General features: G+C 47.3%; 24 protein-coding genes and 1 riboswitch. Of the genes, 20 read left to right on the top strand and 4 right to left on the bottom strand.

Annotated features, from left to right (window positions below):
* Nucleotides 1–234 precede the first annotated feature (234 nt).
* Together ACFO5U_RS13785 and ACFO5U_RS13780 are read left to right on the top strand one after the other, a co-directional pair.
* Complete coding sequence (locus ACFO5U_RS13785; RefSeq protein ID WP_377279677.1) at nucleotides 235–1,731, top strand: glycine betaine uptake BCCT transporter; 1,497 nt, start codon at nucleotides 235–237, stop codon at nucleotides 1,729–1,731.
* Between the two features lie 137 nt (nucleotides 1,732–1,868).
* The gene (locus ACFO5U_RS13780; RefSeq protein WP_377279676.1) at nucleotides 1,869–2,747 is read left to right on the top strand and encodes a 5'-3' exonuclease; all 879 of its coding nucleotides are present in this window, start codon (nucleotides 1,869–1,871) and stop codon (nucleotides 2,745–2,747) included.
* Here the strand turns inward: ACFO5U_RS13780 and ACFO5U_RS13775 are convergent.
* The 3 genes from ACFO5U_RS13775 to ACFO5U_RS13765 are packed head-to-tail and all read right to left on the bottom strand — an operon-like array spanning nucleotide 2,740 to nucleotide 4,112.
* On the bottom strand, nucleotides 2,740–3,258 hold the full coding sequence (locus ACFO5U_RS13775; RefSeq protein WP_377279675.1) for a C39 family peptidase: 519 nt from the start codon (nucleotides 3,256–3,258) through the stop codon (nucleotides 2,740–2,742). The two genes, ACFO5U_RS13780 and ACFO5U_RS13775, sit on opposite strands and share 8 nt — an antisense overlap.
* 23 nt (nucleotides 3,259–3,281) lie before the next feature.
* Complete coding sequence (locus ACFO5U_RS13770; RefSeq protein ID WP_377279674.1) at nucleotides 3,282–3,740, bottom strand: STAS domain-containing protein; 459 nt, start codon at nucleotides 3,738–3,740, stop codon at nucleotides 3,282–3,284.
* 51 nt (nucleotides 3,741–3,791) lie between these two features.
* Nucleotides 3,792–4,112: a thioredoxin family protein gene (locus tag ACFO5U_RS13765; protein ID WP_377279673.1), complete on the bottom strand. Its 321-nt coding sequence runs from the start codon at nucleotides 4,110–4,112 to the stop codon at nucleotides 3,792–3,794.
* Nucleotides 4,113–4,316: 204 nt separating this feature from the next.
* Between ACFO5U_RS13765 and ACFO5U_RS13760 the strand changes: the two genes are divergently transcribed.
* From ACFO5U_RS13760 to sufB, 17 genes are all read left to right on the top strand, one after another.
* Nucleotides 4,317–6,701, top strand: a complete 2,385-nt coding sequence (locus ACFO5U_RS13760; protein WP_377279672.1) for a 3-hydroxyacyl-CoA dehydrogenase/enoyl-CoA hydratase family protein — start codon at nucleotides 4,317–4,319, stop codon at nucleotides 6,699–6,701.
* A 28-nt stretch (nucleotides 6,702–6,729) separates the two neighbouring features.
* Nucleotides 6,730–7,902, top strand: a complete 1,173-nt coding sequence (locus ACFO5U_RS13755) for an acetyl-CoA C-acetyltransferase (RefSeq protein ID WP_377279671.1) — start codon at nucleotides 6,730–6,732, stop codon at nucleotides 7,900–7,902.
* 43 nt (nucleotides 7,903–7,945) lie between these two features.
* Entirely contained in the window at nucleotides 7,946–9,727 is a 1,782-nt protein-coding gene (locus ACFO5U_RS13750; protein WP_377279670.1) for an acyl-CoA dehydrogenase family protein, read from the top strand.
* A gap of 119 nt (nucleotides 9,728–9,846) precedes the next feature.
* On the top strand, nucleotides 9,847–10,200 hold the full coding sequence (locus tag ACFO5U_RS13745) for an arsenate reductase family protein (protein ID WP_377279669.1): 354 nt from the start codon (nucleotides 9,847–9,849) through the stop codon (nucleotides 10,198–10,200).
* A gap of 77 nt (nucleotides 10,201–10,277) precedes the next feature.
* On the top strand, nucleotides 10,278–10,658 hold the full coding sequence (gene gcvH / locus ACFO5U_RS13740) for a glycine cleavage system protein GcvH (protein ID WP_377279668.1): 381 nt from the start codon (nucleotides 10,278–10,280) through the stop codon (nucleotides 10,656–10,658).
* Between the two features lie 61 nt (nucleotides 10,659–10,719).
* A complete protein-coding gene (locus tag ACFO5U_RS13735) occupies nucleotides 10,720–11,082 on the top strand; it encodes a hypothetical protein (RefSeq protein WP_377279667.1) in 363 nt (120 codons plus the stop codon).
* Nucleotides 11,063–11,386: a thioredoxin family protein gene (locus ACFO5U_RS13730; RefSeq protein WP_377279666.1), complete on the top strand. Its 324-nt coding sequence runs from the start codon at nucleotides 11,063–11,065 to the stop codon at nucleotides 11,384–11,386. Before ACFO5U_RS13735 ends, ACFO5U_RS13730 begins: the two co-directional genes overlap by 20 nt.
* Before the next feature lie 35 nt (nucleotides 11,387–11,421).
* Nucleotides 11,422–11,526, top strand: a riboswitch (SAM riboswitch).
* 91 nt (nucleotides 11,527–11,617) lie between these two features.
* Nucleotides 11,618–12,643, top strand: coding sequence for a methionine ABC transporter ATP-binding protein (locus tag ACFO5U_RS13725; RefSeq protein WP_377279665.1), 1,026 nt, complete (start codon nucleotides 11,618–11,620; stop codon nucleotides 12,641–12,643).
* Complete coding sequence (locus ACFO5U_RS13720; RefSeq protein WP_377279664.1) at nucleotides 12,636–13,304, top strand: methionine ABC transporter permease; 669 nt, start codon at nucleotides 12,636–12,638, stop codon at nucleotides 13,302–13,304. The genes ACFO5U_RS13725 and ACFO5U_RS13720 overlap by 8 nt, the downstream gene beginning before the upstream one ends.
* A 100-nt stretch (nucleotides 13,305–13,404) precedes the next feature.
* Entirely contained in the window at nucleotides 13,405–14,238 is an 834-nt protein-coding gene (locus tag ACFO5U_RS13715) for a MetQ/NlpA family ABC transporter substrate-binding protein (protein ID WP_377279663.1), read from the top strand.
* 239 nt (nucleotides 14,239–14,477) lie between these two features.
* Nucleotides 14,478–15,644 (top strand): dicarboxylate/amino acid:cation symporter, encoded by a 1,167-nt coding sequence (locus ACFO5U_RS13710; protein WP_377279662.1) that lies wholly within the window; start codon nucleotides 14,478–14,480, stop codon nucleotides 15,642–15,644.
* Between the two features lie 220 nt (nucleotides 15,645–15,864).
* The gene (locus ACFO5U_RS13705) at nucleotides 15,865–16,020 is read left to right on the top strand and encodes a hypothetical protein (RefSeq protein WP_167358029.1); all 156 of its coding nucleotides are present in this window, start codon (nucleotides 15,865–15,867) and stop codon (nucleotides 16,018–16,020) included.
* Nucleotides 16,021–16,352: 332 nt separating this feature from the next.
* Nucleotides 16,353–17,138 carry a Fe-S cluster assembly ATPase SufC gene (gene sufC, locus ACFO5U_RS13700; RefSeq protein WP_377279779.1) on the top strand — a complete coding sequence of 262 codons (786 nt, stop codon included), beginning with the start codon at nucleotides 16,353–16,355 and terminating at the stop codon, nucleotides 17,136–17,138.
* A gap of 18 nt (nucleotides 17,139–17,156) precedes the next feature.
* Nucleotides 17,157–18,461 carry a Fe-S cluster assembly protein SufD gene (gene sufD / locus ACFO5U_RS13695; RefSeq protein WP_377279661.1) on the top strand — a complete coding sequence of 435 codons (1,305 nt, stop codon included), beginning with the start codon at nucleotides 17,157–17,159 and terminating at the stop codon, nucleotides 18,459–18,461.
* The gene (locus ACFO5U_RS13690) at nucleotides 18,461–19,687 is read left to right on the top strand and encodes a cysteine desulfurase (protein WP_377279660.1); all 1,227 of its coding nucleotides are present in this window, start codon (nucleotides 18,461–18,463) and stop codon (nucleotides 19,685–19,687) included. The genes sufD and ACFO5U_RS13690 overlap by 1 nt, the downstream gene beginning before the upstream one ends.
* Entirely contained in the window at nucleotides 19,677–20,117 is a 441-nt protein-coding gene (sufU, locus tag ACFO5U_RS13685) for a Fe-S cluster assembly sulfur transfer protein SufU (protein ID WP_377279659.1), read from the top strand. Before ACFO5U_RS13690 ends, sufU begins: the two co-directional genes overlap by 11 nt.
* A 20-nt stretch (nucleotides 20,118–20,137) precedes the next feature.
* Entirely contained in the window at nucleotides 20,138–21,535 is a 1,398-nt protein-coding gene (sufB, locus tag ACFO5U_RS13680) for a Fe-S cluster assembly protein SufB (RefSeq protein ID WP_377279658.1), read from the top strand.
* Between the two features lie 44 nt (nucleotides 21,536–21,579).
* Here sufB and ACFO5U_RS13675 read toward each other — a convergent pair whose 3' ends face one another.
* Complete coding sequence (locus tag ACFO5U_RS13675; protein ID WP_377279657.1) at nucleotides 21,580–22,254, bottom strand: DNA alkylation repair protein; 675 nt, start codon at nucleotides 22,252–22,254, stop codon at nucleotides 21,580–21,582.
* A 161-nt stretch (nucleotides 22,255–22,415) separates the two neighbouring features.
* Here ACFO5U_RS13675 and ACFO5U_RS13670 point away from each other — a divergent pair.
* On the top strand, nucleotides 22,416–23,239 hold an 824-nt coding region (locus ACFO5U_RS13670), incomplete at its 3' end, for a DUF72 domain-containing protein (RefSeq protein WP_377279656.1).

The raw sequence follows: 23,239 nt of genomic DNA, 5'->3' as shown, positions 1-23,239 counted from the left end.
TTCGAATTGTTTTAAAAGGAAAGAAATGATGAAATGGAGCCTAAAGACATCCAAGTTGAGTCAAACGATTTTCGTGGGCAATTGGTCTTATTTTCCATTGTTTCATTCCGCAGGGTGATGGGTACTTGATATTGAACCTAAGCGCTTTAGTTGATACATTATTCAGACAGTTGACAAGGCCGCAAATGTTCCGTAGCGTAGTATCTTGTGAAGAAAATAAAAGGAGGAGACTATATGAAGAAAGTAACAAACGTGTTTTGGATTGCAATCACATTGATTGCGTTAGCTGTCGCTTATGGCGCACTTGCACCGGAACATTTCGCGCAAGTTACCGGCAATATGGAATCATTCTTAACTACTTCGTTTGGATGGTATTATTTATTGATCGTCTCGGTCATGGTTCTGTTTTGCCTGTACTTCCTCGTCAGTCCGATGGGGCAGATCCGTTTAGGGAAAGATACAGACAAGCCGGAGTATTCGTTCGCTACATGGATTGCCATGTTGTTTTCAGCGGGCATGGGGATCGGGCTCGTATTCTGGGGGGCGGCAGAACCGCTATCGCATTTCGCGATTGATCCGGCGACAGCAGAGCCGGGATCTCAGGAAGCGTTCCGGGAATCTATGCGTTTTACATTTTTCCACTGGGGCATCCACGCATGGGCAATTTACGCGGTAGTCGCTTTGTCGCTCGCGTATTTCCAATTCCGCAAAGGCGAGCCTGGGCTCATTTCATCTACACTTCGCCCATTGTTCGGCGACCGGATGAAAGGGCCATGGGGCGTTTTAGTTGATGTCATCGCCGTGTTTGCCACGGCAGTCGGCGTAGCCACAACACTCGGTTTTGGTGCGATTCAAATTAACGGCGGTCTGGCTTATCTGTTTGATGGAGTCCCAGCAGACAGCTTGTTTACGCAAATCATGATTATTGCAGTGGTGACTGTATTGTTCATGGTTTCATCTTGGTCAGGAATCAGCAAAGGGATCAAGTATTTATCGAATACCAATATGGTGCTTGCCATCACATTGTTGGTGATGGTCGTTATTTTAGGGCCGACCTTGCTGATTTTTAATATGTTTACAGATTCACTCGGCAGCTATTTCCAAAACTTAGTGAACATGAGTTTCCGTGCTGCGCCGGTTGATGGGGATAATCGTGCATGGATTGACGGTTGGACCATCTTTTATTGGGCATGGTGGATTTCATGGTCACCATTTGTCGGGATTTTCATTGCACGCGTTTCCAAAGGCCGGACCATCCGCGAATTCCTGTTCGGCGTCTTGCTCATTCCGACGTTTATCAGCTTCGTCTGGTTTTCAGCGTTCGGTTCGACAGCGATAGATGTTCAAAACAGCGGTGTTGATTTGACAGGCTTGTTGACTGAAGAGACTTTGTTCGCGGTGTTTAATGAACTGCCGCTCGGTATGATCTTGTCTATTATCGCCGTGCTGTTGATCTCAACATTCTTCATCACATCGGCCGATTCGGCGACATTCGTACTCGGCATGCAAACTTCTAACGGTTCGTTGAATCCAGCGAATGCCGTGAAGTTCACATGGGGGATTGCACAATCGACCATCGCGGTCATCTTGCTCTTTGCAGGTGGGCTCGGATCGTTGCAAACCGCATTGATCATTGCGGCATTCCCGTTCTCGTTCATCATGATCTTGATGATGGCATCGTTCTATAAAGCGGTGAATCTGGAGTACAAGTCCATTAAACGCAAGCGTTAAAAAGCAATTCCGATCGGTTAGGGCTTACCTTTTGAAAAATAGAAGCCGATTGTAATGAAAAGGGCGCCGGATTTCCGGCGCCCTTTTGTTATGTAAAATCGCGTATAATGAAAGAGTTATTGAATGGAGGAGTTTTGATGGAAAAACCACATATTATGCTCGTTGACGGCATGGCGTTATTGTTTCGCTCGTACTTTGCTACAGCTGCGGTCGGCCAATTTTTCCGCACGCAAGACGGACTTGCGACAAACGGCGTCCAAGGATTTGCGCGCCACGTATTGACTGCGAAGTCCATGATGAAGCCGACTCATATCGCGGTGTGCTGGGACATGGGGGCGCATACGTTCCGGACCGATATGTTCGATGGCTATAAAGCGAACCGTCCGGAGCCACCAGCGGATATGTTGCATCAGTTTGACCAAGCACGCGAAGTGTCGGCTTTGCTTGGATGGAAAAACTACGGTGAAAGAGGCATTGAAGCGGATGACTTTATCGGATCGTTTACAAAACAATGGCCCGGTGAGGCAGATTTCACGATTATTACAGGGGATAAGGACATGCTGCAATTATTGAATCCAGCGGTGAAGATTGCATTTATGAAAAAAGGATTCCATATTTATGACGTCTACACGGATGTGCGCTTCGGGGAAGAGTATGGCATTTTGCCTGAACAATTTGCCGATGTTAAAGCATTTATGGGAGATGCAAGCGATGGCTATCCTGGAGTGAAAGGCATTGGTCCGAAAACGGCGCTGCAATTGATCCAGCGCTATGGATCCGTGGAAGGGGTGCTTGATAATATCGATGAGTTGAAACCGGCGCAAAAAAAGAAGATTGAAGAAAATGGCGATATGCTCGCTTTATCAAAAAAACTGGCAGTCATCAAAGATGACCTCCAGTTGGATGTGGCACTCACGGAAATTGCGGTGCCGAACTATTCTGCTGAGTTGGTTCAATTGTTCGACGAGCGCGAATTCCGCCTGCTCGCACGACTTTTGGAAAAATCATTTACGTAATCTTTGGCACGGGAGTAATTTGGATAAAACTAAGGACGTCCCGGTTATCACGGTACGACACCGCCCGCAATTTGCTCGGGCGGTTTTTTTGTCCGTTGTCGTGGATCCACAATAAGATATCGTCTTCGGTTTCTTCAAAGCCGGCTAGGACAACCCAATGGTAAGCGAAACTTGTTTTATGGCGCCAGCGAAAAGAAAAATAGCGGTCGAACTTTAGGGCGAGCGGATGTCCCGCCATCAGTTCTTGCTTTACTCGCTCGATCGACTGCACGCGTTTGATGGTGTATCTCGGGCCTGCCAGCTTTTGCAAACGGCGTGTCAGGCAAAATGCGCTCAAGCCGATCTTTGTCGCGCCAAGTTGTTTGTAGAGCTCGCCGATTCCCGGGGCAATGCCTTCGTGGTAGCGGAGAATCGAAGCGGCAGTGACTGGACCGCAAGCAGAAGGGCGCATAGCTTCAGGAATTTCTTTTGCGTATTGGCTCATCGCTTGAAAAGGCAGCAGCACTTTCATGTTGCATCCTCCTTTTAAACCTGTCAGCGCAATTTAGCTTCCCGCTCGTCGAGCAAGGTCTGCAAGGCGCTGCGGAACGTCGTATACACTTCCAAATCGACTTGTATGCCGGCATGAACGATTTCACGGACAAAACGTGGATTAAACCCAACGTAAATGCCGCGCAAGCCCATCAACTTCAGTGCACTGTTCAACTGGGTAAGCTCAAGAGCAAGTTCGTTGAAATCAAATGATTGGACGTCTTGCATTGTCACTCCGGTGAAGTCGAAGACAACTTGCTCAGTATCGCGATTGGCATCCGCATAGTCGAGCACTTTTGAGCGGATGGTCTCGAACCGATCGCGGAAGATGTATCCGGCAATCGGGACAAGAATGGTATTCGGAACAATAGAAGGGATAATCGGTACTGACATATTGTAAATGACGTCTTGATAATAGGCCACGAGTTCTTGCAATTCCTTGATTTCTTGTTGTGGTTCCATTTGTGCACCTCTACTTTATTTAATTCGCTGCCGATTTTTGCAAATGGGCAATTACGCTTTTTGCTCTTCCAAAAACTCGATAACGGAAGCAGGTGTTTTTGCATTTGCGCTATGCAAATGGGCCAGCTTTTCGCCATTTTTAAAAATCAGCAAGCTCGGAATGCCCATTACTTCATATTGCTCGGCGATATCCGGCAGTACGTCGCGGTTGACATCAAACCATTCGTAATCATTGTATTGCTCGATGATTGGGTCGATGAACATATCCATGCGTGTGCAATCAGGGCACCAGCCAGCTTGGAATTTTACAATGACGGGTTTGTCGTCTTGGATTGTATGATTGAATTGTTCAGTAGTTGTTAGGGATTTCATGAAATTGCCTCCTTTAATAGTCTTCACTAGTTTACCCTTTATTTCCTTTATCTCCAAGTGCTTGAATAGAAGAGCTGGAAAATCTTCAGATTAAATATTGCGAAAATAGGCAAAATAATTTACACTAAGGAAGAGAAGGACAGCATTTCTTTTTTTTACCCAGAAAATGAATGAGTGTTCATTCAAAAATAGGAGGGTTTGCTCGTGTCATACAAAATTCAAAAAGCGGCCGTACTCGGATCAGGCGTCATGGGTTCAGGAATCGCAGCTCATCTAGCCAATATCGGAATCCCAGTCATGCTGCTCGACATTGTCCCGAGAGAAGTTTCGAAAGAGGAACAGGCAAAAGGGCTGACACTAGAAGACAAAGCAGTGCGCAACCGCATCGCTGCTACAGCCACTCAGAAACTATTAAAGCAAAAACCGGCCCCGCTGACAGCGAAGAAGAATTTGCAGCTCATCACACCGGGCAATTTGGAAGATGACCTGGAAAAACTAGCTGAAGTGGATTGGATTATCGAAGTCATCGTTGAAAATTTGGACATTAAAAAATCACTTTATGAAAAAATCGATGCGGTCAGAAAACCTGGCACCATCATTTCATCCAATACATCCGGCATCAGCATCAACGCTATGGCAGAAGGGCGCTCAGAAGATTTCCAAAAACATTTCCTTGGAACCCATTTTTTCAACCCGCCGCGCTATCTCAAACTGCTTGAAATCATTCCAGCTGAAACGACAGCTCCTGAAGTGATCGAGTTTATGCAGCAATTCGGCGAAGACCGGCTTGGAAAAGGCGTGGTCTTGGCTAAAGATACGCCGAACTTCATCGCCAATCGCATCGGCACATATGGTTTGCTCGTCACAGTACGCGAGATGCAAAATCGCGGCTATTCAGTAGGTGAAGTGGACTCCGTTACCGGACCGCTGATCGGCCGCCCGAAATCCGCAACTTTCCGTACGCTCGATGTTGTCGGACTCGACACCTTCATGCATGTGGCGAAGAACGTCTATGATCAGACCGAAGGCGAAGAACAGCAAGTGTTCGCGACGCCTGACTTTATGAAGACCATGGTCGAAAATGGCTGGATCGGCGCGAAAGCGAAACAAGGTTTTTTCCAGAAAAAAGACAAAGAAATTCTGGAGCTTGACCCGGAAACGATGGAATATCGCCCGTCCCAGAAATTGAAAACGCCTTCACAGGAAATGGCGAAGCAGCAAAAAGGCCTGTACGCAAAAATGAAGACGCTTGTCTATGCTGACGACCGCACAGGGGAATTGTTATGGAGCATCCTGTCCCCGACACTCGTCTACTCGGCGCAGCTTCACGGCGAGATCGCCGACGACATCGTCGCCATAGACAACGCCATGAAGTGGGGCTTCGGCTGGGAACAAGGGCCGTTTGAAGTATGGGATGCAATCGGCGTCAAACAATCTATCGAAAAAATGACCGAACAAGGACTCGCCATCCCGCCGTTTGCGCAAAGCTTGCTCGACAAAGGCTTTGAATCTTTCTATAAAGAAGAAAACGGCGATCTGTATTATTTTGACGGCTCGGATTACCAGCTTGTACCGGTCAATGAAAAAGTGATCGACTTGAAGCGCTATAAGAAAAAGCACGGCGTCATCAAATCGAATTCCGGTGCAAGCCTGATCGATCTAGGCGATGGCATCGCATTACTCGAATTCCATTCCCGGTCAAATGCGATCGGCTTGGATATCATGCAAATGATCAATTTCTCGGTCGACGAAGTCGAGAAAAACTATAAAGGGCTCGTCATCGGCAACCAAGGGAAAAACTTCTGTGTCGGCGCCAACCTCGGCATGATTTTAATGGAAGCGCAGGATGATAATATTTTTGAGTTGGACTTTACGATCAAAACTTTCCAGAATGCCATGCTGAAGCTGAAATACAGCTCTAAACCGGTCGTTGCGGCACCATTTGGCATGACGCTCGGCGGCGGGGCGGAAGTGATTCTCCCTGCTGCACGCGTACAGGCTTCCATGGAAACCTATATGGGCCTAGTTGAAGCAGGAGTCGGGTTAATCCCAGGCGGCGGCGGAAACAAGGAATTGTATATGAAGCAATTAAAAGGCTTGCCGAATCACGTAACGGCTGACTACGTCAACTTGGCTGCAGGCGTCTTCGAATCGATCGCGACTGCGAAAGTCTCGACATCCGCAGATGAAGCGCGCGAAAACAATTTCCTGAACTTTGTCGACGGTATCAGCGTCAACAGCGACCACTTGATCCATGATGCGAAGCAACTGGCATTGTCGCTTTATGAGTCAGGCTATCAAGCGCCTAGAAGAGAAAAAGTGCCTGTTGCAGGTGAACCAGGCTACGCAGCAATGCTGCTCGGTGCAGAAGGCATGCTGTTATCCGGCTATATTAGCGAACATGATATGAAAATTGCCAAAAAATTGGCTTATGTATTGTCCGGAGGAAAATTGCCATATGGCACAAAAGTCGATGAGCAGTATTTGCTCGACTTAGAGCGCGAAGCATTCTTGAGCCTCGTTGCGGAACCGAAATCCCAACAGCGCATGCAACATATGCTCGTCAAAGGTAAACCATTACGCAATTGATCGCCGATTAGATAGAGGAGGAAAAGATATGCGTGAAGCAGTAATTGTGGCCGGAGCGAGAACTCCGGTCGGTAAAGCGAAAAAAGGTTCTCTCGCCTCGGTGCGGCCCGATGATTTCGGGGCACTCGTTGTCCGGGAAACATTGCAGCGTGCGGGCTATGATGGACCGATTGATGATTTGATTATGGGCTGTGCGATGCCGGAAGCAGAACAAGGCATGAACATTGCCCGCAACATCGGTGCACTCGCAGGCCTTCCGGACACGACGCCGGCCGTTACAGTGAACCGCTTTTGTTCATCGGGCTTGCAATCAATCGCCTATGCGGCGGAACGAATTATGGTCGGACACGCTGAAGCGATCATCGCAGGCGGCGTCGAGTCGATGAGCATGGTGCCGATGATGGGCAATGTCTTGCGGCCGAATGCTAAAATCGCCGAAACCGCTCCGCAATATTATATGAGCATGGGCCATACAGCGGAACAAGTCGCGACACAATACGGCGTAAGCCGTGCGGACCAGGACGCTTTTGCGGTTCGTTCACACGAACGCGCAGCAATGGCGATCGAAAAAGGCCATTTTGTCGAAGAAATCGTGCCGGTCGAAGTGACGCAGCGCTTTGTCGACAGCAACAATAAATACCAGGAAAAATCATTCATGTTCGAAATGGATGAAGGTGTGCGCCACGGAACATCCATCGAAGGACTCAATAAATTGCGCTCGGCGTTCTCTGCGCGCGGCACGGTTACTGCCGGAAACTCTTCCCAAACATCCGACGGTGCAGGCGCATTGCTCGTCATGGACAGAGAAAAAGCGGAAGCGCTTGGGCTGAAGCCAATCGCAAAATTCCGTTCATTCGCGACTGGCGGCGTACCGCCGGAAGTGATGGGCATCGGACCTGTCGTGGCGATTCCAAAAGCGTTGAAACTTGCAGGCCTAACGAAAGACGATATCGACGTATGGGAACTGAATGAAGCGTTCGCTTCCCAGTCGCTTGGCGTTATCCGCGAACTCGGTCTCGATATTGATAAAATCAATTTGAACGGCGGTGCCATAGCACTTGGCCACCCGCTTGGTGCAACAGGATCCATTTTGACATTGCGCATGCTGAGTGAACTCAAGCGCCAAAACAAACAGTTCGGCGTCGTGACGATGTGCATCGGCGGCGGCATGGGAGCTGCAGGCGTCTTCGAGATTCTATAAAAAAGAGCAAACGAACAAAAAGATAAATTAGGAGGAATGGAAAATGGAACAACAAAAAACATTGATCAAAGGCGGAAGCTTTTTGATCGAAGATGCAGACTTATCGCGCGTATTCACGCCGGAAGATTTCACGGAAGAGCATAAAATGATCGCCAAGACGACGGAAGACTACGTCAATACCGAAGTCATGCCATTGGTTGAAAACTTGGAGAACCACGAATTCGAGCATTCCGTTAAGCTGTTGAAAAAAGCGGGCGAACTCGGGCTGCTAGGCGCAGACGTTCCAGAACAATACGATGGGCTTGGGCTCGATAAAATCGCATCAGCTTTGATTGCAGAGAAAATGTCCAAAGCGGGCGGCTTCTCGATTACTCACGGCGCACATGTCGGCATCGGATCGCTTCCAATCGTCTTGTTCGGCAACGAAGCTCAAAAGAAACAGTATTTACCGGTTCTCGCGGCAGGTGAAAAAATTGCTGCTTACGCTTTGACAGAGCCAAGCTCCGGTTCGGATGCACTCGGTGCCAAGACGGTAGCGAAACTGAACGCAGCAGGCACGCATTACGTGTTAAACGGCGAGAAACAATGGATCACCAATGCCGGGTTCGCAGACGTCTTTATCGTCTACGCAAAAATCGATGGCGAGCATTTCTCCGCCTTTATCGTCGAGCGCGACTATAGCGGCGTATCGGTCGGTCCGGAAGAAAAGAAAATGGGCATCAAATCGTCATCCACACGTACACTCGTGCTAGAAGATGCAGAAGTGCCGGTTGAGAACTTGCTCGGTGAAGCAGGGCGCGGACACATCATCGCATTCAATATCTTGAACATCGGGCGTTACAAACTCGGAGTGGGCACAATCGGCGCATCCAAGCGTGCGATGGAATTGACGATTCCTTACACAAACCAGCGCCAGCAATTCAAGACACCGATTTCTTCGTTCAATTTGACGAAAGAAAAGCTGTCGACAATGGCATCTAAATTGTATGCAGTTGAAAGTTCGGTTTACCGCACGGTCGGCTTGTTCGAAGACCGCATGAGCGGATTTACCGATGAGCAGCAAGCAGACGGCAAATTGGTGGCCGATTCGATCGCGGAATTTGCAGTAGAATGCTCGCTGAACAAATTCTTCGGAACGGAAACATTGGATTATATCGTTGATGAAGGCGTTCAGCTGCACGGCGGCTACGGTTTTATGCAGGAATACGAAATTGAGCGCATCTACCGCGATTCCCGCATCAACCGGATTTTTGAAGGAACCAATGAAATCAACCGCCTGCTCGTACCTGGTACATTGCTGCGTAAAGCAATGAAAGGAGAGTTGCCGCTTTTGCAGCATGCACAAGCTTTGCAAGAAGAGCTGTTGATGATGATGCCGGAAGAAGTCGGTACGGAAGCATTGGCGCAGGAAAAAGCATTGGTGAAAAATGCTAAGAAAATTGCGATTCTAGCTGCAGGGCTTGCCGCACAAACTTACGGCAAAAAACTGGAAGCGGAGCAGGAAATCCTTGTCAATATTGCAGACATCGTCAGCAATGTCTTCGCCATGGAGTCTGTGGTCTTGCGTACGGAAAAAGCAATCGCAGCGAGCGGAGAAGACAAAGCTAAGCAGAAGCTTCTTTATACACAGATCTTCTGCCAGGAAGCTTTCGAAGCAATCGAAAAAGATGCGAAAGAAACATTGATCGCGGCGATCGAAGGCGACAACCAGCGCATGATGCTATCGGCATTGCGTAAATTGACGCGCTCGACTCCTTACAACTTGATTGTTAAAAAGCGTGAAGCATCGGAAAAACTCATCGCTTCAGAGAAATATGTCGTGTAATAGAGAATCATCAAGCGGGAAGGGAAACTCCTTTCCGCTTTTCTTGCTGTCTGCAGTTTCGCCAGTCGACGGGTCCAGCTGTTTTTGATATGCTGAAAACAACGATAGGAGGAGACTTGATGATTCATTATTACGCTTACCCGAAATGCTCGACTTGCCGCAATGGCAAAAAATGGCTTGAGGCAAACGAGGCTGAGTTCGACTATATCGATATATCAATAAACCCGCCTACTGCGGAGCAATTGAAAACCATCCATGAAACTTCCGGCATTGAGCTGAAGAAATTCTTTAATACGAGCGGCAAAAAATACCGGGAGCTCGAATTGAAAGAAAAGCTGCCGAACATGACTGATGAAGAGCAATATAAATTGCTCGCATCGGACGGCATGTTGATCAAACGACCGCTCGCCTGGGACGGCAAGAGAGCGACGCTGGGCTTTAAAGAAGAAACCTACGAAACGACATGGAGCTGACAAGTTTGTCATCTTGTTTTTCATCCTTGAGTATGGCAAACTGAAATTGAGACTATTACATATTTGGAGGGGTTTGGATGAGCACACCACAAGATCTTCGTTATTCAAAAGAACACGAATGGGTTAAAATTGAAGATGGCAAGGCACGTATCGGCATCACCCATTTCGCGCAAGACGAACTCGGTGACATCGTTTTTGTCGAGCTTCCGCAAGTTGGAGATGAACTGAAAAAAGACCAGCCGTTCGGCAGTGTCGAATCCGTTAAAACGGTATCGGAATTATATGCGCCAGTAAGCGGAAAAGTTGTCGAAGTCAATTCTGAGCTTGAAGACAGCCCGGAATTCGTCAACGAGTCCCCTTATGAAAAAGCGTGGATGGTCGTAGTGGAAGCCCCTTCAGAAGAAGACATGAGTGCTTTGATGTCTGCCGATGAATACAAAGAAATGACAAACGAGTAAGTGTGGAAGCGCCTGTTTTTCGGCGCTTTTTTTCATCCAGCGAAGTTTGGGGGAGAGGCGTATGGAGAAAGTGATAGTGGTTGAAGGGATCAGCGACAAAACCCGGATTGCGCCATTGATTGCAGAACCCGTGACGATTCTCTGCACAAATGGTACAGTAAGTGCTACAAGACTCGAAGAAATGTTGTTGCCATTTGAAGGGCAGGACATCATCATCCTAGTCGATGCGGATTCTTCCGGCGATAAACTGCGAAAGCTCATCAAGCGTGAATTTCCGGAAGCGCGCCATTTTTACATCGACAAAAGCTATAAGGAAGTCGCGGCCACACCGATCGGCAAGCTGATCGACGTGCTCAATGCTGCGGACGTGCGAGTCTTTAATCACGCGATAAGGAATGACTTTTATGAACGAATGGACACATAAAGAATGGCTTAAAGCCAAAAATACGCAACAAGTGACCGCTTATTATCTGTTCGCGCCGATGTGCGGCACATGCCAAGTGGCCAGCAAAATGCTCGATGTCGTAACAGAGCTTTTGCCGGACCTTCCGATCGGCAAAGCCAACTTGAACTATGTCCAGGAAGTGGCAGAGTTGTATCAAGTCGAAAGCGTGCCGTGCCTGCTCATTTCACAAGGTGGAAAGGTCACAGACAAGATCTATGCTTTTCATTCAGTGCCATATTTATATGGCAAATTGAAAACGGTTGACGAATACAGCCGACCGTGATAAATTTAATTTCTGAAATTAATTTAATAGCGTAACTCTTATTAAGAGAGGTGGAGGGAAGTGCCCGATGAAGCCCGGCAACCGTCATGAAAATGAAATGGTGCCAAGTCACTCAAAGTGTAAACTTTGACAGATGAGAGAACGGTTTACTGTGTTTCCACATGTGCCTTTCTGCTTATCTATGCAGGAAGGTTTTTTTGTTACTTCAATGATTTAGGAGAGTGCCCAACCATGATTGAGTTAAAAGGTTTGACCAAAATATTCGATACCGGAAAAGCGCGTTTGACGGCGGTTGACAAAGTCGATTTGTCAGTGCCGTCAGGAGAGATTTTCGGTATTATCGGATACAGTGGAGCAGGAAAAAGTACCTTGATCCGGCTGTTGAACGGCCTGGAGCAGCCGAGCAGCGGTTCCGTTGAGATCAACGGCCAAAACATCACAGCCATTTCAGGCGCTAAATTGCGCTCGGCGCGCCAAAAAGTCAGCATGATCTTCCAGCATTTCAACTTGCTATGGTCTCGCACTGTCCGTGAAAATATCGAGTTTCCGCTCGAGATTGCGGGAGTGGGGAAAGAACAAAGACGCAAGCGTTCGAAAGAGCTGATCGAGCTGGTTGGATTGGAAGGGCGCGAAAATGCTTATCCATCACAGCTTTCAGGTGGTCAAAAGCAGCGTGTCGGCATTGCGCGCGCATTAGCCAATGATCCGGAAGTGCTGTTGTGCGATGAAGCGACTTCAGCACTCGATCCGCAGACGACCGATGCCATACTGGATCTATTGGTGGACATCAACAAACGGCTCGGTTTGACGATTGTGCTGATTACGCATGAGATGCATGTCATCCGCAAGATTTGCCACCGCGTTGCCGTAATGGAAGGAGGGCGTGTCGTCGAACTTGGCGAAGTGTTGCATGTGTTCCAGCATCCGAAAGAAGACATCACCAAACGCTTTGTGGCGCAAGTGACCGAAACAGAAGATTCAGCAGAAACCGTTCGCAATTTGCGTGAACAATATCCGGAAGGCCGATTGGTCAAATTGGTTTTTGTCGGCGACCAGACGGAACAGCCGATATTGACGCAGTTGATCCGTGGACACGCAGTGGAAGTCAATATCGTCCACGGCAATATCTCCCACACCCAACGCGGTGCATACGGCATGCTCATCCTCCAGTTAAAAGGGGATCCAGCGGAAATCGAAAAAGCACTGGCCTACCTCAGTGCACATGACGTGCAGACGGAGGTGATGAGCCATGATTGATACTTTGTTCCCAAACGTTGACTGGACGAATATGTGGGACGCGACATTAGAGACGATCTATATGACCGGGATGTCGACACTCTTCACGTTCATCATCGGCCTCGTACTCGGAATTGTCCTGTTCCTGACAGCGCCCAATCAATTATGGGCCAATAAAATCGTCAACTGGCTGACAGGTGCATTCGTCAATATTTTCCGTTCCATTCCGTTTATCATTCTGATCATTCTGCTCATTCCGTTCACTAAGTTCCTAATCGGAACAATCCGCGGGCCGAATGCCGCGCTTCCGGCTTTGATCATCGGGGCAGCGCCATTTTATGCGCGCATGGTGCTCATTGCATTAAAAGAAATTGATAAAGGCGTCATCGAAGCTGCACGCTCGATGGGGGCAACTACATGGACCATCATCCGCAAGGTGCTGCTGCCTGAGTCCAAACCGGCATTGATTTCCGGCATTACTGTGACCGCTATCGCTTTAGTAGGCTATACCGCAATGGCGGGCATCATCGGGGCAGGCGGCCTCGGGACACTCGCATTCTTGGACGGTTTCCAACGAAGCCGTGAAGATGTCACCTTGATGGCGACGATTCTCATTTTGGTCATCGTGTTTGCCATTCAGTTTCTTGGAGATTTCCTCACTGGAAGATCCGACAAACGCTAAACGGTTCAAGATCATCTGATTCTCTGTTAAAAATAGGGCGCTCAACCGCCCGGTGTTTTTATAAAAACTACATTATATAGAAGAAAAGGGGAATTTTGTAATGAAAAAATTAGTATTTGGTTCATTTGCAGCAGTATTGGCTTTATCCGCGTGTGGCGCAGAAGAAGAAACGAGTGAAAACAGCGCAACAGAAGGCGAGCCGAGCACATTGACGGTTGGGGCATCGAATGTTCCTCACGCGATTATCTTGGAGCAAGCCAAGCCGATTCTTGAAGAACAAGGCATTGAACTGGTAGTGGAAACTTACCAAGATTACATTTTGCCGAACCAAGATCTCGAGTCAGGGGATTTGGACGCGAACTATTTCCAGCACGTGCCATACTTGGACTCTCAGATTGCTGATCATGGTTACGACTTTGTCAACGCAGGAAGCATCCACATCGAGCCGATCGGTGTTTATTCTCAAGACTATGCATCTCTAGAAGAATTGCCGAACGATGCGACAATCCTCATGAGCAATTCGATCGCTGACCATGGCCGTATCTTGTCTATGCTAGAAGCGGAAGGCTTGATCACTCTTGAAGAAGGCATTGAAAAAACAGCTGCAGAAACGAGCGATATTGTTGAAAACGAGAAAAACCTCCAGTTTGATACACAATATGAAGCGGCATTGCTTGTCCAAATGTATGAAGCAGGCGAAGGCGATGCAGTATTGATCAACTCCAACTATGCTATCGATGCAGGGTTGAGCCCGATGGACGATTCCATCGCTCTTGAGAACTCGGATTCCCCTTACGCCAACATCATCGCTGTACAAGCTGGAAATGAAAACAACGCCAATATCCAGGCGCTTGTCGAAGTATTAACTTCACAAGAGATCCAAGACTTTATCCTAGAAGAATGGGACGGCGCTGTCGTTCCAGTTGAGCAATAAATATCATTACGAAAAAAGGACATCCTTTTATAGGGTGTCCTTTTTTTATGTAACAAAAGGCGAGATTGCGAAGTTTGTGTATAGAGAACCATATTTTTTCGACAACTTTTCAAGGTGATTATTGTTTCGGAATAATAAAAATATTACGTGTATTTGAAAATAGCTATTAGCTTTTCGAAAACTATGGTAATTTCACATAATAACCAACAAACAACTGTTTCTACAGGGAGGACAACATCATGAAGTTTAAATTCGGCTTGCTACCAAGAATTGTGCTGGCCATCGTGCTCGGCGTATTAATCGGTTCCGTAGCACCAGAAGCGCTCGTTCGGGTATTTGCCACGTTTACAGGAATATTTGGCGGGTTCTTGAATTTCATCGTGCCATTGATCATTCTCGGCTTTATCGCACCAGGGATTGCTAAGCTTGGTAAAGGTTCGGGTAAATTATTGGGGCTGGCGACAGCTGTAGCGTATATTTCCACTATTACAGCAGGGGTTCTAGCTTTTGCTGTTGCGTCTACCATCTTGCCGAATTTAATGACCGGGGGTTCTTTGAATAATTTGGACGACCCGGCCAATGCTTTAGCAACAAGTTTCATCGAGTTGGAAATTCCGCAATTATTTGGCGTCATGAGCGCATTGATCTTGGCGTTCTTGCTCGGCATCGGCATGGCAGCCACAGGAAGCCGGACAATGGCTTCATTCTTTGAAGAATTTCAAGCCATTATCGAAAAAGTGATTTCCGTAATCATTATTCCGCTATTGCCATTTCATATCTTCGGTATTTTTGCGAATATGGCCTATGGCGGTGCCGTCATGGAGATATTGTCGCTCTTTGCCGTCGTCTTCATCCTTATCATTGCATTGCACTGGACGATGTTGACCGGGCAATATTCAGCAGCTGGAATTTTGAGAAAGAAAAATCCATTAAGCTTGATCCGCATCATGTTGCCTGCATATTTCACTGCACTCGGCACACAGTCTTCTGCTGCAACGATTCCGGTCACATTGCGCCAAGCGAAAAAAACGGGCGTCAAAGAACGGGTGGCAGACTTTACTGTTCCGCTTTTTGCAACGATTCATTTGTCAGGGAGCACGATCACACTTGTCACTTGTGCCATCGGTGTCATGTTGCTGACAGGCCAATCGCCTGAATTCGGCAGTTTCTTCCCATTCATTTTGATGCTCGGCGTCACAATGATTGCTGCCCCAGGCGTTCCGGGCGGTGCGGTCATGGCCGCAATCGGTTTGTTAGAAGTCATGCTTGGCTTTGATGCAACGATGGTTGCATTGATGATCGCTTTGTATATGGCGCAAGACAGCTTCGGAACAGCAGCCAACGTCACGGGTGATGGTGCGTTAACGAATATCGTCGACCGTTTTACACCAACCGAAAAAGCATAAAATATAAACAACAAGCAATTTTAAGGCTGTCTGAAGTGGACAGTCTTTTCTTTTTATCCACATTTACCCATTAACTATGACGATAGGTCCATTTTCTGATAAATTAGATTATTTTTGTTGTTTAAAATGATCGAGTTCGGGTATACTGATAAAAGTAAATACGAAAACTCGAAAGGAATGGTTTATTATCGATTCTCAAGGTATGGAAAAGACGGAAAAAATGGAACAGGCATTCAGGGACGTACATGGGTACGGACTGAACGAATACCAAAATGACCCGCAAAAAATCCTTGAAGTTGAAAAGCGTCGGGAGCAAGATTATCGCCAAGGCCAAACGGTAGCGGCACAAATCGAGCGCCAAGCGCACCGCGAGTAGTCGGAGATAGTCCAGAAAAATATGTTTTTGGAAGCGGCCGGTTGGAGAATTCATTCTCTATCCGGTTTTTTGATGGTTTATTTAAGTTTTCAGTGCAGAAGGGGCCAATGGCATTGAAAGGGATTCTCATTTAGCTCAACTTCATTGAAAATGCACTAAAAGCAATAAGCTAAAAAAAATCCCCCGTCAATAGCAGAAAATCCGGATTTCAAAATGGTTTTTGCTCTAAGTCTGCGGCCGATTTTAACATTTGCTACTGAAGTGAATATAAGTTAAGATTAGAATGATACTAATTAAGAGTGCTAGACATTCTTGAATAACATTATGGAGGTATTTACATGTCAACTTTGGTCATTAAAGATCTACACGTTGAAATCGAAGGTAAAGAGATTTTAAAAGGTGTAAACTTAACAATTAACACGAGCGAAATCCATGCCATTATGGGGCCGAACGGTACAGGGAAATCTACCTTGGCGTCCGCTATCATGGGGCATCCTAAATATGAAGTAACACAAGGCAGCATTGAATTGGACGGGGAGGACGTTCTTTCCATGGAAGTGGACGAGCGCGCACGCGCTGGACTGTTCTTGGCTATGCAATACCCGAGCGAAATTTCAGGCGTTACCAATGCTGACTTCATGCGCTCTGCAATGAATGCACGCCGCGAAGAAGGCAACGAAGTGTCATTGATGAAATTCATCCGTGAACTTGACAGCAAAATGGAAACTCTTGCAATGGACCAGGATATGGCACAGCGTTATTTGAACGAAGGATTCTCCGGCGGTGAAAAGAAACGCAACGAAATTCTTCAGATGATGATGATTAAACCGACGATCGCTGTATTGGATGAAATCGACTCCGGACTCGACATCGATGCGTTGAAAGTTGTTTCAGACGGAATCAACCAGATGAAAGGCGAGAACTTCGGCTGCTTAATCATCACTCACTATCAGCGCCTGCTGAACTACATCACGCCTGATCACGTGCATGTCATGATGCAAGGACGCGTCGTGAAATCCGGAGGTCCGGAACTTGCGCACAAACTCGAAGCGGAAGGCTACGACTGGATCAAGGCAGAACTCGGCATCGAAGACGAGACTGTCGGACAAGAAGCATAATTGGAAGGAGAGACTAACGTGACGGTTGAAACAAAACTATCAATGACCGAGCAGGATGTACGCTCCTTCTCGGCTTCCCACTCAGAACCAGCAGAGTTTACGAATTTGCGCGTACAGGCATTGGCTGCTGCTGAAGCACTGCCTTTACCGAAACCGGATAAAACAAAGATCACCAACTGGAACTTCACTGATTTCCCGGCTCATACAGTCGAAAGCTCAACTTACGCAACGCTAGAAGAGCTTCCGGAACAAGTGAAATCCATTGTTGATGCTGACCAAAAGAATCTGTACGTTCAGCACAATAATACACCGGCTTACATTGCTTTGGATAAAAACTTAGAGTTGCAAGGTGTCATCTTGACGGATATCCAAACGGCGATTCGCGAACACGGTGATTTGGTAGCTAAATACTTTATGACACAAGCAGTAAAAGCGGAAGAGCATAAACTAACAGCTTTGCATGCTGCGCTGTTAAACGGTGGTATTTTCCTTTACGTACCGAAAAATGTAGTCATCAAAAACCCAGTTCAAGCCGTATTCATCCACGATAACGAAGAAGCTTCACTGTTTAACCATGCCTTGATCGTGGCCGATAAAGGCGCTGAAGTCACTTATGTCGAAAACTACGTTTCCACAGTGGCGAAAGCAAAAGGCCAAGCGAACATTGTTTCAGAAGTGTTTGCAGAAGATAATGCAAAAGTAACTTACGGTGCAGTCGATGTTCTTGCTGAAGGCTTCACGGCTTACGTGAACCGCCGCGGCGTCGCCCAGCGCGATGCACGCATCGAATGGGCATTAGGCCTGATGAGCGACAGCGACACCATTTCCGACAATACGACATTCCTGATCGGCGACAATTCTGTCGGTGATACGAAAACAGTTGTGGTTGGACGAGGGTCCCAAAAACAGAACTTCACGACACAAGTCATCCATTGGGGCAAAAATACCGATGGCCAGATCTTGAAGCACGGCGTCATGAAAGATTCGGCGTCATCGATCTTTAACGGCATCGGGAAAATCGAACACGGCGCGACGAAATCCAACGCAGAACAAGAATCACGTGTTCTTATGTTGAGCCCGAACGCACGCGGCGACGCAAACCCTATCCTGTTGATCGATGAAGACGATGTAACGGCAGGACATGCAGCGTCTGTTGGACGTGTCGATCCGCTTCAATTATATTATTTGATGAGCCGAGGCATTACAAAACAAGAAGCTGAACGTCTTGTTATTCACGGCTTCCTGGCACCGGTAGTAAACGTGTTGCCAATCGAAGGCGTTAAAAAGCAATTGACGGAGGTTATCGAAAGGAAAGTCCGCTAATGAATCCAGAGATTAAGAGCTATTTCCCGATACTCAACCAAGAAGTCAACGGCCATCCACTCGTCTATCTGGACAGTGCGGCTACTTCCCAAAAGCCTGTGCAGGTTCTCGAAGCACTCAAGTCGTATTACGAGTTCGATAATTCCAATGTCCACCGCGGCGTTCATACGCTCGGCAACCGTGCGACGGAAAAATACGAAGGCGCTCGCGAGAAAGTGCAGAAATTCATCAATGCGAAGGCGACGGAAGAAATTATCTTCCTTCGCGGTACAACGACAGCGATCAACCTCGTTGCCCAGAGCTATGGCCGTGCGAATGTTGAAGAAGGCGATGAAATCGTCATCACTTACATGGAGCATCACTCCAACATCATTCCGTGGCAGCAATTGGCCAAAGAGCGCGGCGCTGTACTGAAATACATTGAGCTTGAAGAAGACGGCACCATCTCACTTGAAAATGTCCGTGCGGCAATTACTGACCGGACGAAAATCGTGTCGATGGTCTACGTGTCAAATGTACTTGGCACGATGAACCCGGTAAAGGAAGTTGCAAAAATCGCACACGAACACGGAGCGGTCATGATGGTAGACGGAGCACAAGCTGCGCCTCATTTGAAGATCGATGTCCAAGATTTGGATTGTGATTTCTTCGCATTTTCCGGCCATAAAATGGTCGGCCCAACCGGAATCGGTGTCCTATATGGCAAAAAGCATTTGCTTGAAGCGATGGAACCGGTCGAGTTTGGCGGAGAGATGATCGACTTTGTCGGCTTGTATGATTCGACGTGGAAAGAGCTTCCCTGGAAATTTGAAGGCGGCACGCCGATTATCGCCGGTGCAGTCGGACTCGCAGCAGCGATCGACTTCCTGCAGGAAATCGGTTTGGACGAAATCGAGAAACATGAACACCATATGGCTGCCATTGCCATGGACAAGATGGGCGCGATTGAAGGGCTGGATATTTACGGCCCGACAGATCCTGGCAAACGAGCAGGCATCGTTACCTTCAATATGAAGGAAGTCCATCCCCATGATGTGGCGACCGTGCTCGATATGAGCGGCATCGCTGTCCGTGCAGGCCATCATTGCGCACAGCCATTGATGAAATGGCTCGACGTGACAGCGACAGCACGCGCAAGCTTCTATTTATACAATGATGAATCAGATATCGATCGTCTGGTGGAAGGCTTGCGTTCTGCAAAGGAGTATTTTAGCGATGTCTTTTAATAATTTAGATCAATTGTATCGGCAAGTGATTATGGACCATTACAAAACGCCACGCAATAAAGGGACGCTTGAAGAAGATAGCGTCAATATCGAAATGAACAACCCGACTTGCGGCGACCGCATCCAATTGACGCTGCAAGTGGAAGACGGCATCGTCAAAGATGCCAAATTCGACGGGGAAGGCTGCTCGATTTCCATGGCATCTGCTTCCATGATGACCCAAGCCGTCAAAGGCAAAGATGTAGATACGGCACTGAAAATGTCTGGAATCTTTTCAGACATGATGCTCGGTAAAGAATACGACGATTCCATCGACCTTGGGGATATAGAAGCGCTGCAAGGCGTATCTAAATTCCCAGCGCGCATCAAATGTGCGACGCTTGCATGGAAAGCCATGGAAAAAGGTGTGCACAACGAAGAAAAATCGTAACACAGAACGGAGGAACGACGATGGCAAAACAAATGCCAGAAATCGGTGATTATAAATATGGGTTCCACGACAAGGACGTTTCCATCTTCAGATCCAAACGCGGTCTGACAGAAGACATTGTCAGAGAAATCTCGAAAATCAAAGAAGAGCCGGAGTGGATGCTCGATTCCCGCCTGAAAGCTCTTAAATTGTTTTACTCCATGCCAATGCCACAATGGGGCGGAGATTTAAGTTCACTTAATTTTGATGAAATTACGTATTACGTAAAACCATCAGAGGCAAGCCAAACTTCATGGGATGAAGTGCCGGAAGAAATCAAGCGCACGTTTGATAAACTCGGAATTCCTGAAGCTGAACAAAAATACTTGGCCGGCGTTTCGGCTCAATATGAGTCCGAAGTTGTTTACCATAACATGAAGCAAGAACTTGAAGACATGGGCATCGTCTTTAAAGATACAGGCGCTGCGCTTCGTGAAAACGAAGATTTGTTCAAAGAGCATTGGCAGTCTGTTATCCCAGCGGCTGACAATAAATTTGCAGCACTCAACACAGCTGTATGGTCCGGCGGATCGTTCATCTATGTACCGCCAGGCATTAAAGTTGAATCGCCGCTGCAAGCCTATTTCCGCATCAACTCGGAAAACATGGGGCAGTTCGAGCGTACATTGATCATCGTGGATGAAGGCGCAAGCGTTCATTACGTAGAAGGCTGTACAGCGCCGGTATATACGACCAACTCACTTCACTCAGCGGTAGTTGAAATTATCGTCAAAGAAAATGCGTATTGCCGTTACACGACGATCCAAAACTGGGCAAACAACGTCTTCAACCTTGTTACTAAGCGTGCATTCGTTGATGCTAACGGGACAATGGAATGGATTGACGGCAATATCGGTTCGAAAGTGACAATGAAATATCCGGCGGTTTACCTTCGCGGAGAAGGCGCTCGCGGCATGACTTTGTCGATCGCGATTGCCGGCAAAGGCCAGCATCAGGATGCAGGCGCGAAAATGATTCACTTGGCGCCGAATACATCGTCTTCCATTGTTTCGAAATCCATTTCGAAACAAGGCGGTAAAGTTTCTTACCGCGGTATCGTCCGCTTCGGCCGCAAAGCCGATGGGGCGCGTTCAAACATTGAGTGCGATACGCTGATCATGGACAACCAGTCCACTTCAGATACGATCCCATACAACGAAATCTTGAATGATAATGTTTCTTTGGAGCATGAAGCGAAAGTTTCAAAAGTATCCGAAGAGCAATTGTTCTACTTGATGAGCCGCGGCGTTTCCGAACAGGAAGCGACGGAAATGATCGTTATGGGCTTCATCGAGCCATTTACAAAAGAGTTGCCGATGGAATACGCAGTAGAAATGAACCGTCTCATCAAGTTCGAGATGGAAGGTTCAATCGGTTAATTAATATTCGGAAAAGCCCAACGCATCATTGCGTTGGGCTTTTATTATTTGATGTTTTTTAAGGCTTCGCGTTTGCTGAGTGCTTGCAAGGGCTCAGCAGCAACAAATTGCCGTACCCATTCACCATCGGTTTTAGCATACTCGCGCAACGCCCAGCCGATAGATTTCTGTATAAAAAAATCGGAAGACTGGGCATGTTTCGAAATGATGGAGCTGAGTGCGGCCGTGTCGGTCTGGCCTTTGAACTTCAGCTGATGTAGGATGGCTGCCCTGTTAGTCCACATATTGCCGGCTTGGGACCAGTCGAGCATAATTTGTGTGCCGACCCTGCGGTTGTTCATCACGATGGGTCCAACGATCCTCGAGGCGATTGCATCGACGCTATCCCACCAGGATTTGGACTCGATTAATCGGCGCAAAAAGGGTAGGTCTTCAATGGACAATTGTGCTTTCAGCCGTTCCAATACGGCAATGGCGGCATATTGGTACTCGCGTTCCGGCAAGTGGTAGAGTTCCATTACTACTGTTGAAAAGTGTTGTCGCTGTGGAAGATGATACTCCGCCAAGTATTGCGTCAACAGCTGTTTCCGAAGGGGAGTTTTAATTCCCAAAAACGGGAATTGATTTTTCATATAAGCCGCCATAGGTATAGCCTGTTCTTGGTTGCGGTTTGCTTCGAATAGTTTGATGAATCCTTGTGTATCCCATTGTTGTTTCATATCAGCCCACCCCTTGAATATTCATTAATAAGTGTAGTAAAGAAAAAAGCAGGGAACTGAATCATAAGCTGTTTTTAAGGCTTGATCTGTGGAATCCAAAAAAAGGACGTTCGATTTTTTCTATGCTATCATAAAATAATAACAAAAGGGGAGGCAGCGCGATGATTTATGTGGGATTGACGGGCTGGGGCGATCATCCGGATGTCTATAGCCCAGGTTCAAAACAAAAAGATAAATTGGCCGATTACAGTGCTCATTTTCCGATTGTAGAGCTGGATTCCTCCTTTTATGCAGTTCAGCCTGAGCGCAACATCAGCAAATGGATTCATGAGACACCGGACAACTTTCAGTTTGTCGTCAAAGCATACCAAGGCATGACAGGCCATCAGCGTGGTGAAAACCCGTTCGAAAGCCGTGAGGAGTTGTTTGAAGCATACCGGTTGTCCGTCAGGCCGTTAAAAGAGGCAGGAAAGCTTGCGATGGTACTGTTGCAGTTTCCGCCCTGGTTTGATTGCCAAAAAGAGCATGTGGATGAAATTCGCAGTATAATCGACGAGTTAAAGGAGTTTGACTTGGCCATTGAATTCCGCCATCAATCTTGGTATGCCACAGACATGAAAGACAAGACTTTGGCATTTCTCCGCGAGCATGGTTTGATCCATTCGGTATGCGATGAACCGCAAGCAGGTGACGGCTCGATTCCCCTTGTTCCGGAGTCAAGCCGCAAAGATAAAGTGTTGGTGCGGCTGCATGGCCGCAATGTCTACGGCTGGCTCAATCCAGGTAATGCTGAAAAATGGCGGGAAGTGCGTTATTTGTATGATTACAATCACCAGGAACTCACTGACATCAGCAAAGCCGTCGAGTCGCTCAAAAAACAAGCAGAAGATGTATATGTCATCTTCAATAATAATTCCGGTGGCCACGCAGCGGGCGATGCCAAGCAATTTCAGCAAATGAATAATTTGCAGTTTGACGGTTTGTC

It is taken from the genome of Planococcus dechangensis (genome assembly GCF_042654465.1).
In the GTDB taxonomy this organism is placed as follows: domain Bacteria; phylum Bacillota; class Bacilli; order Bacillales_A; family Planococcaceae; genus Planococcus; species Planococcus dechangensis.
The sequence above is the reverse complement of the archived record's forward strand: the minus strand, read 5'-3'. Positions and strand labels throughout refer to the sequence as shown.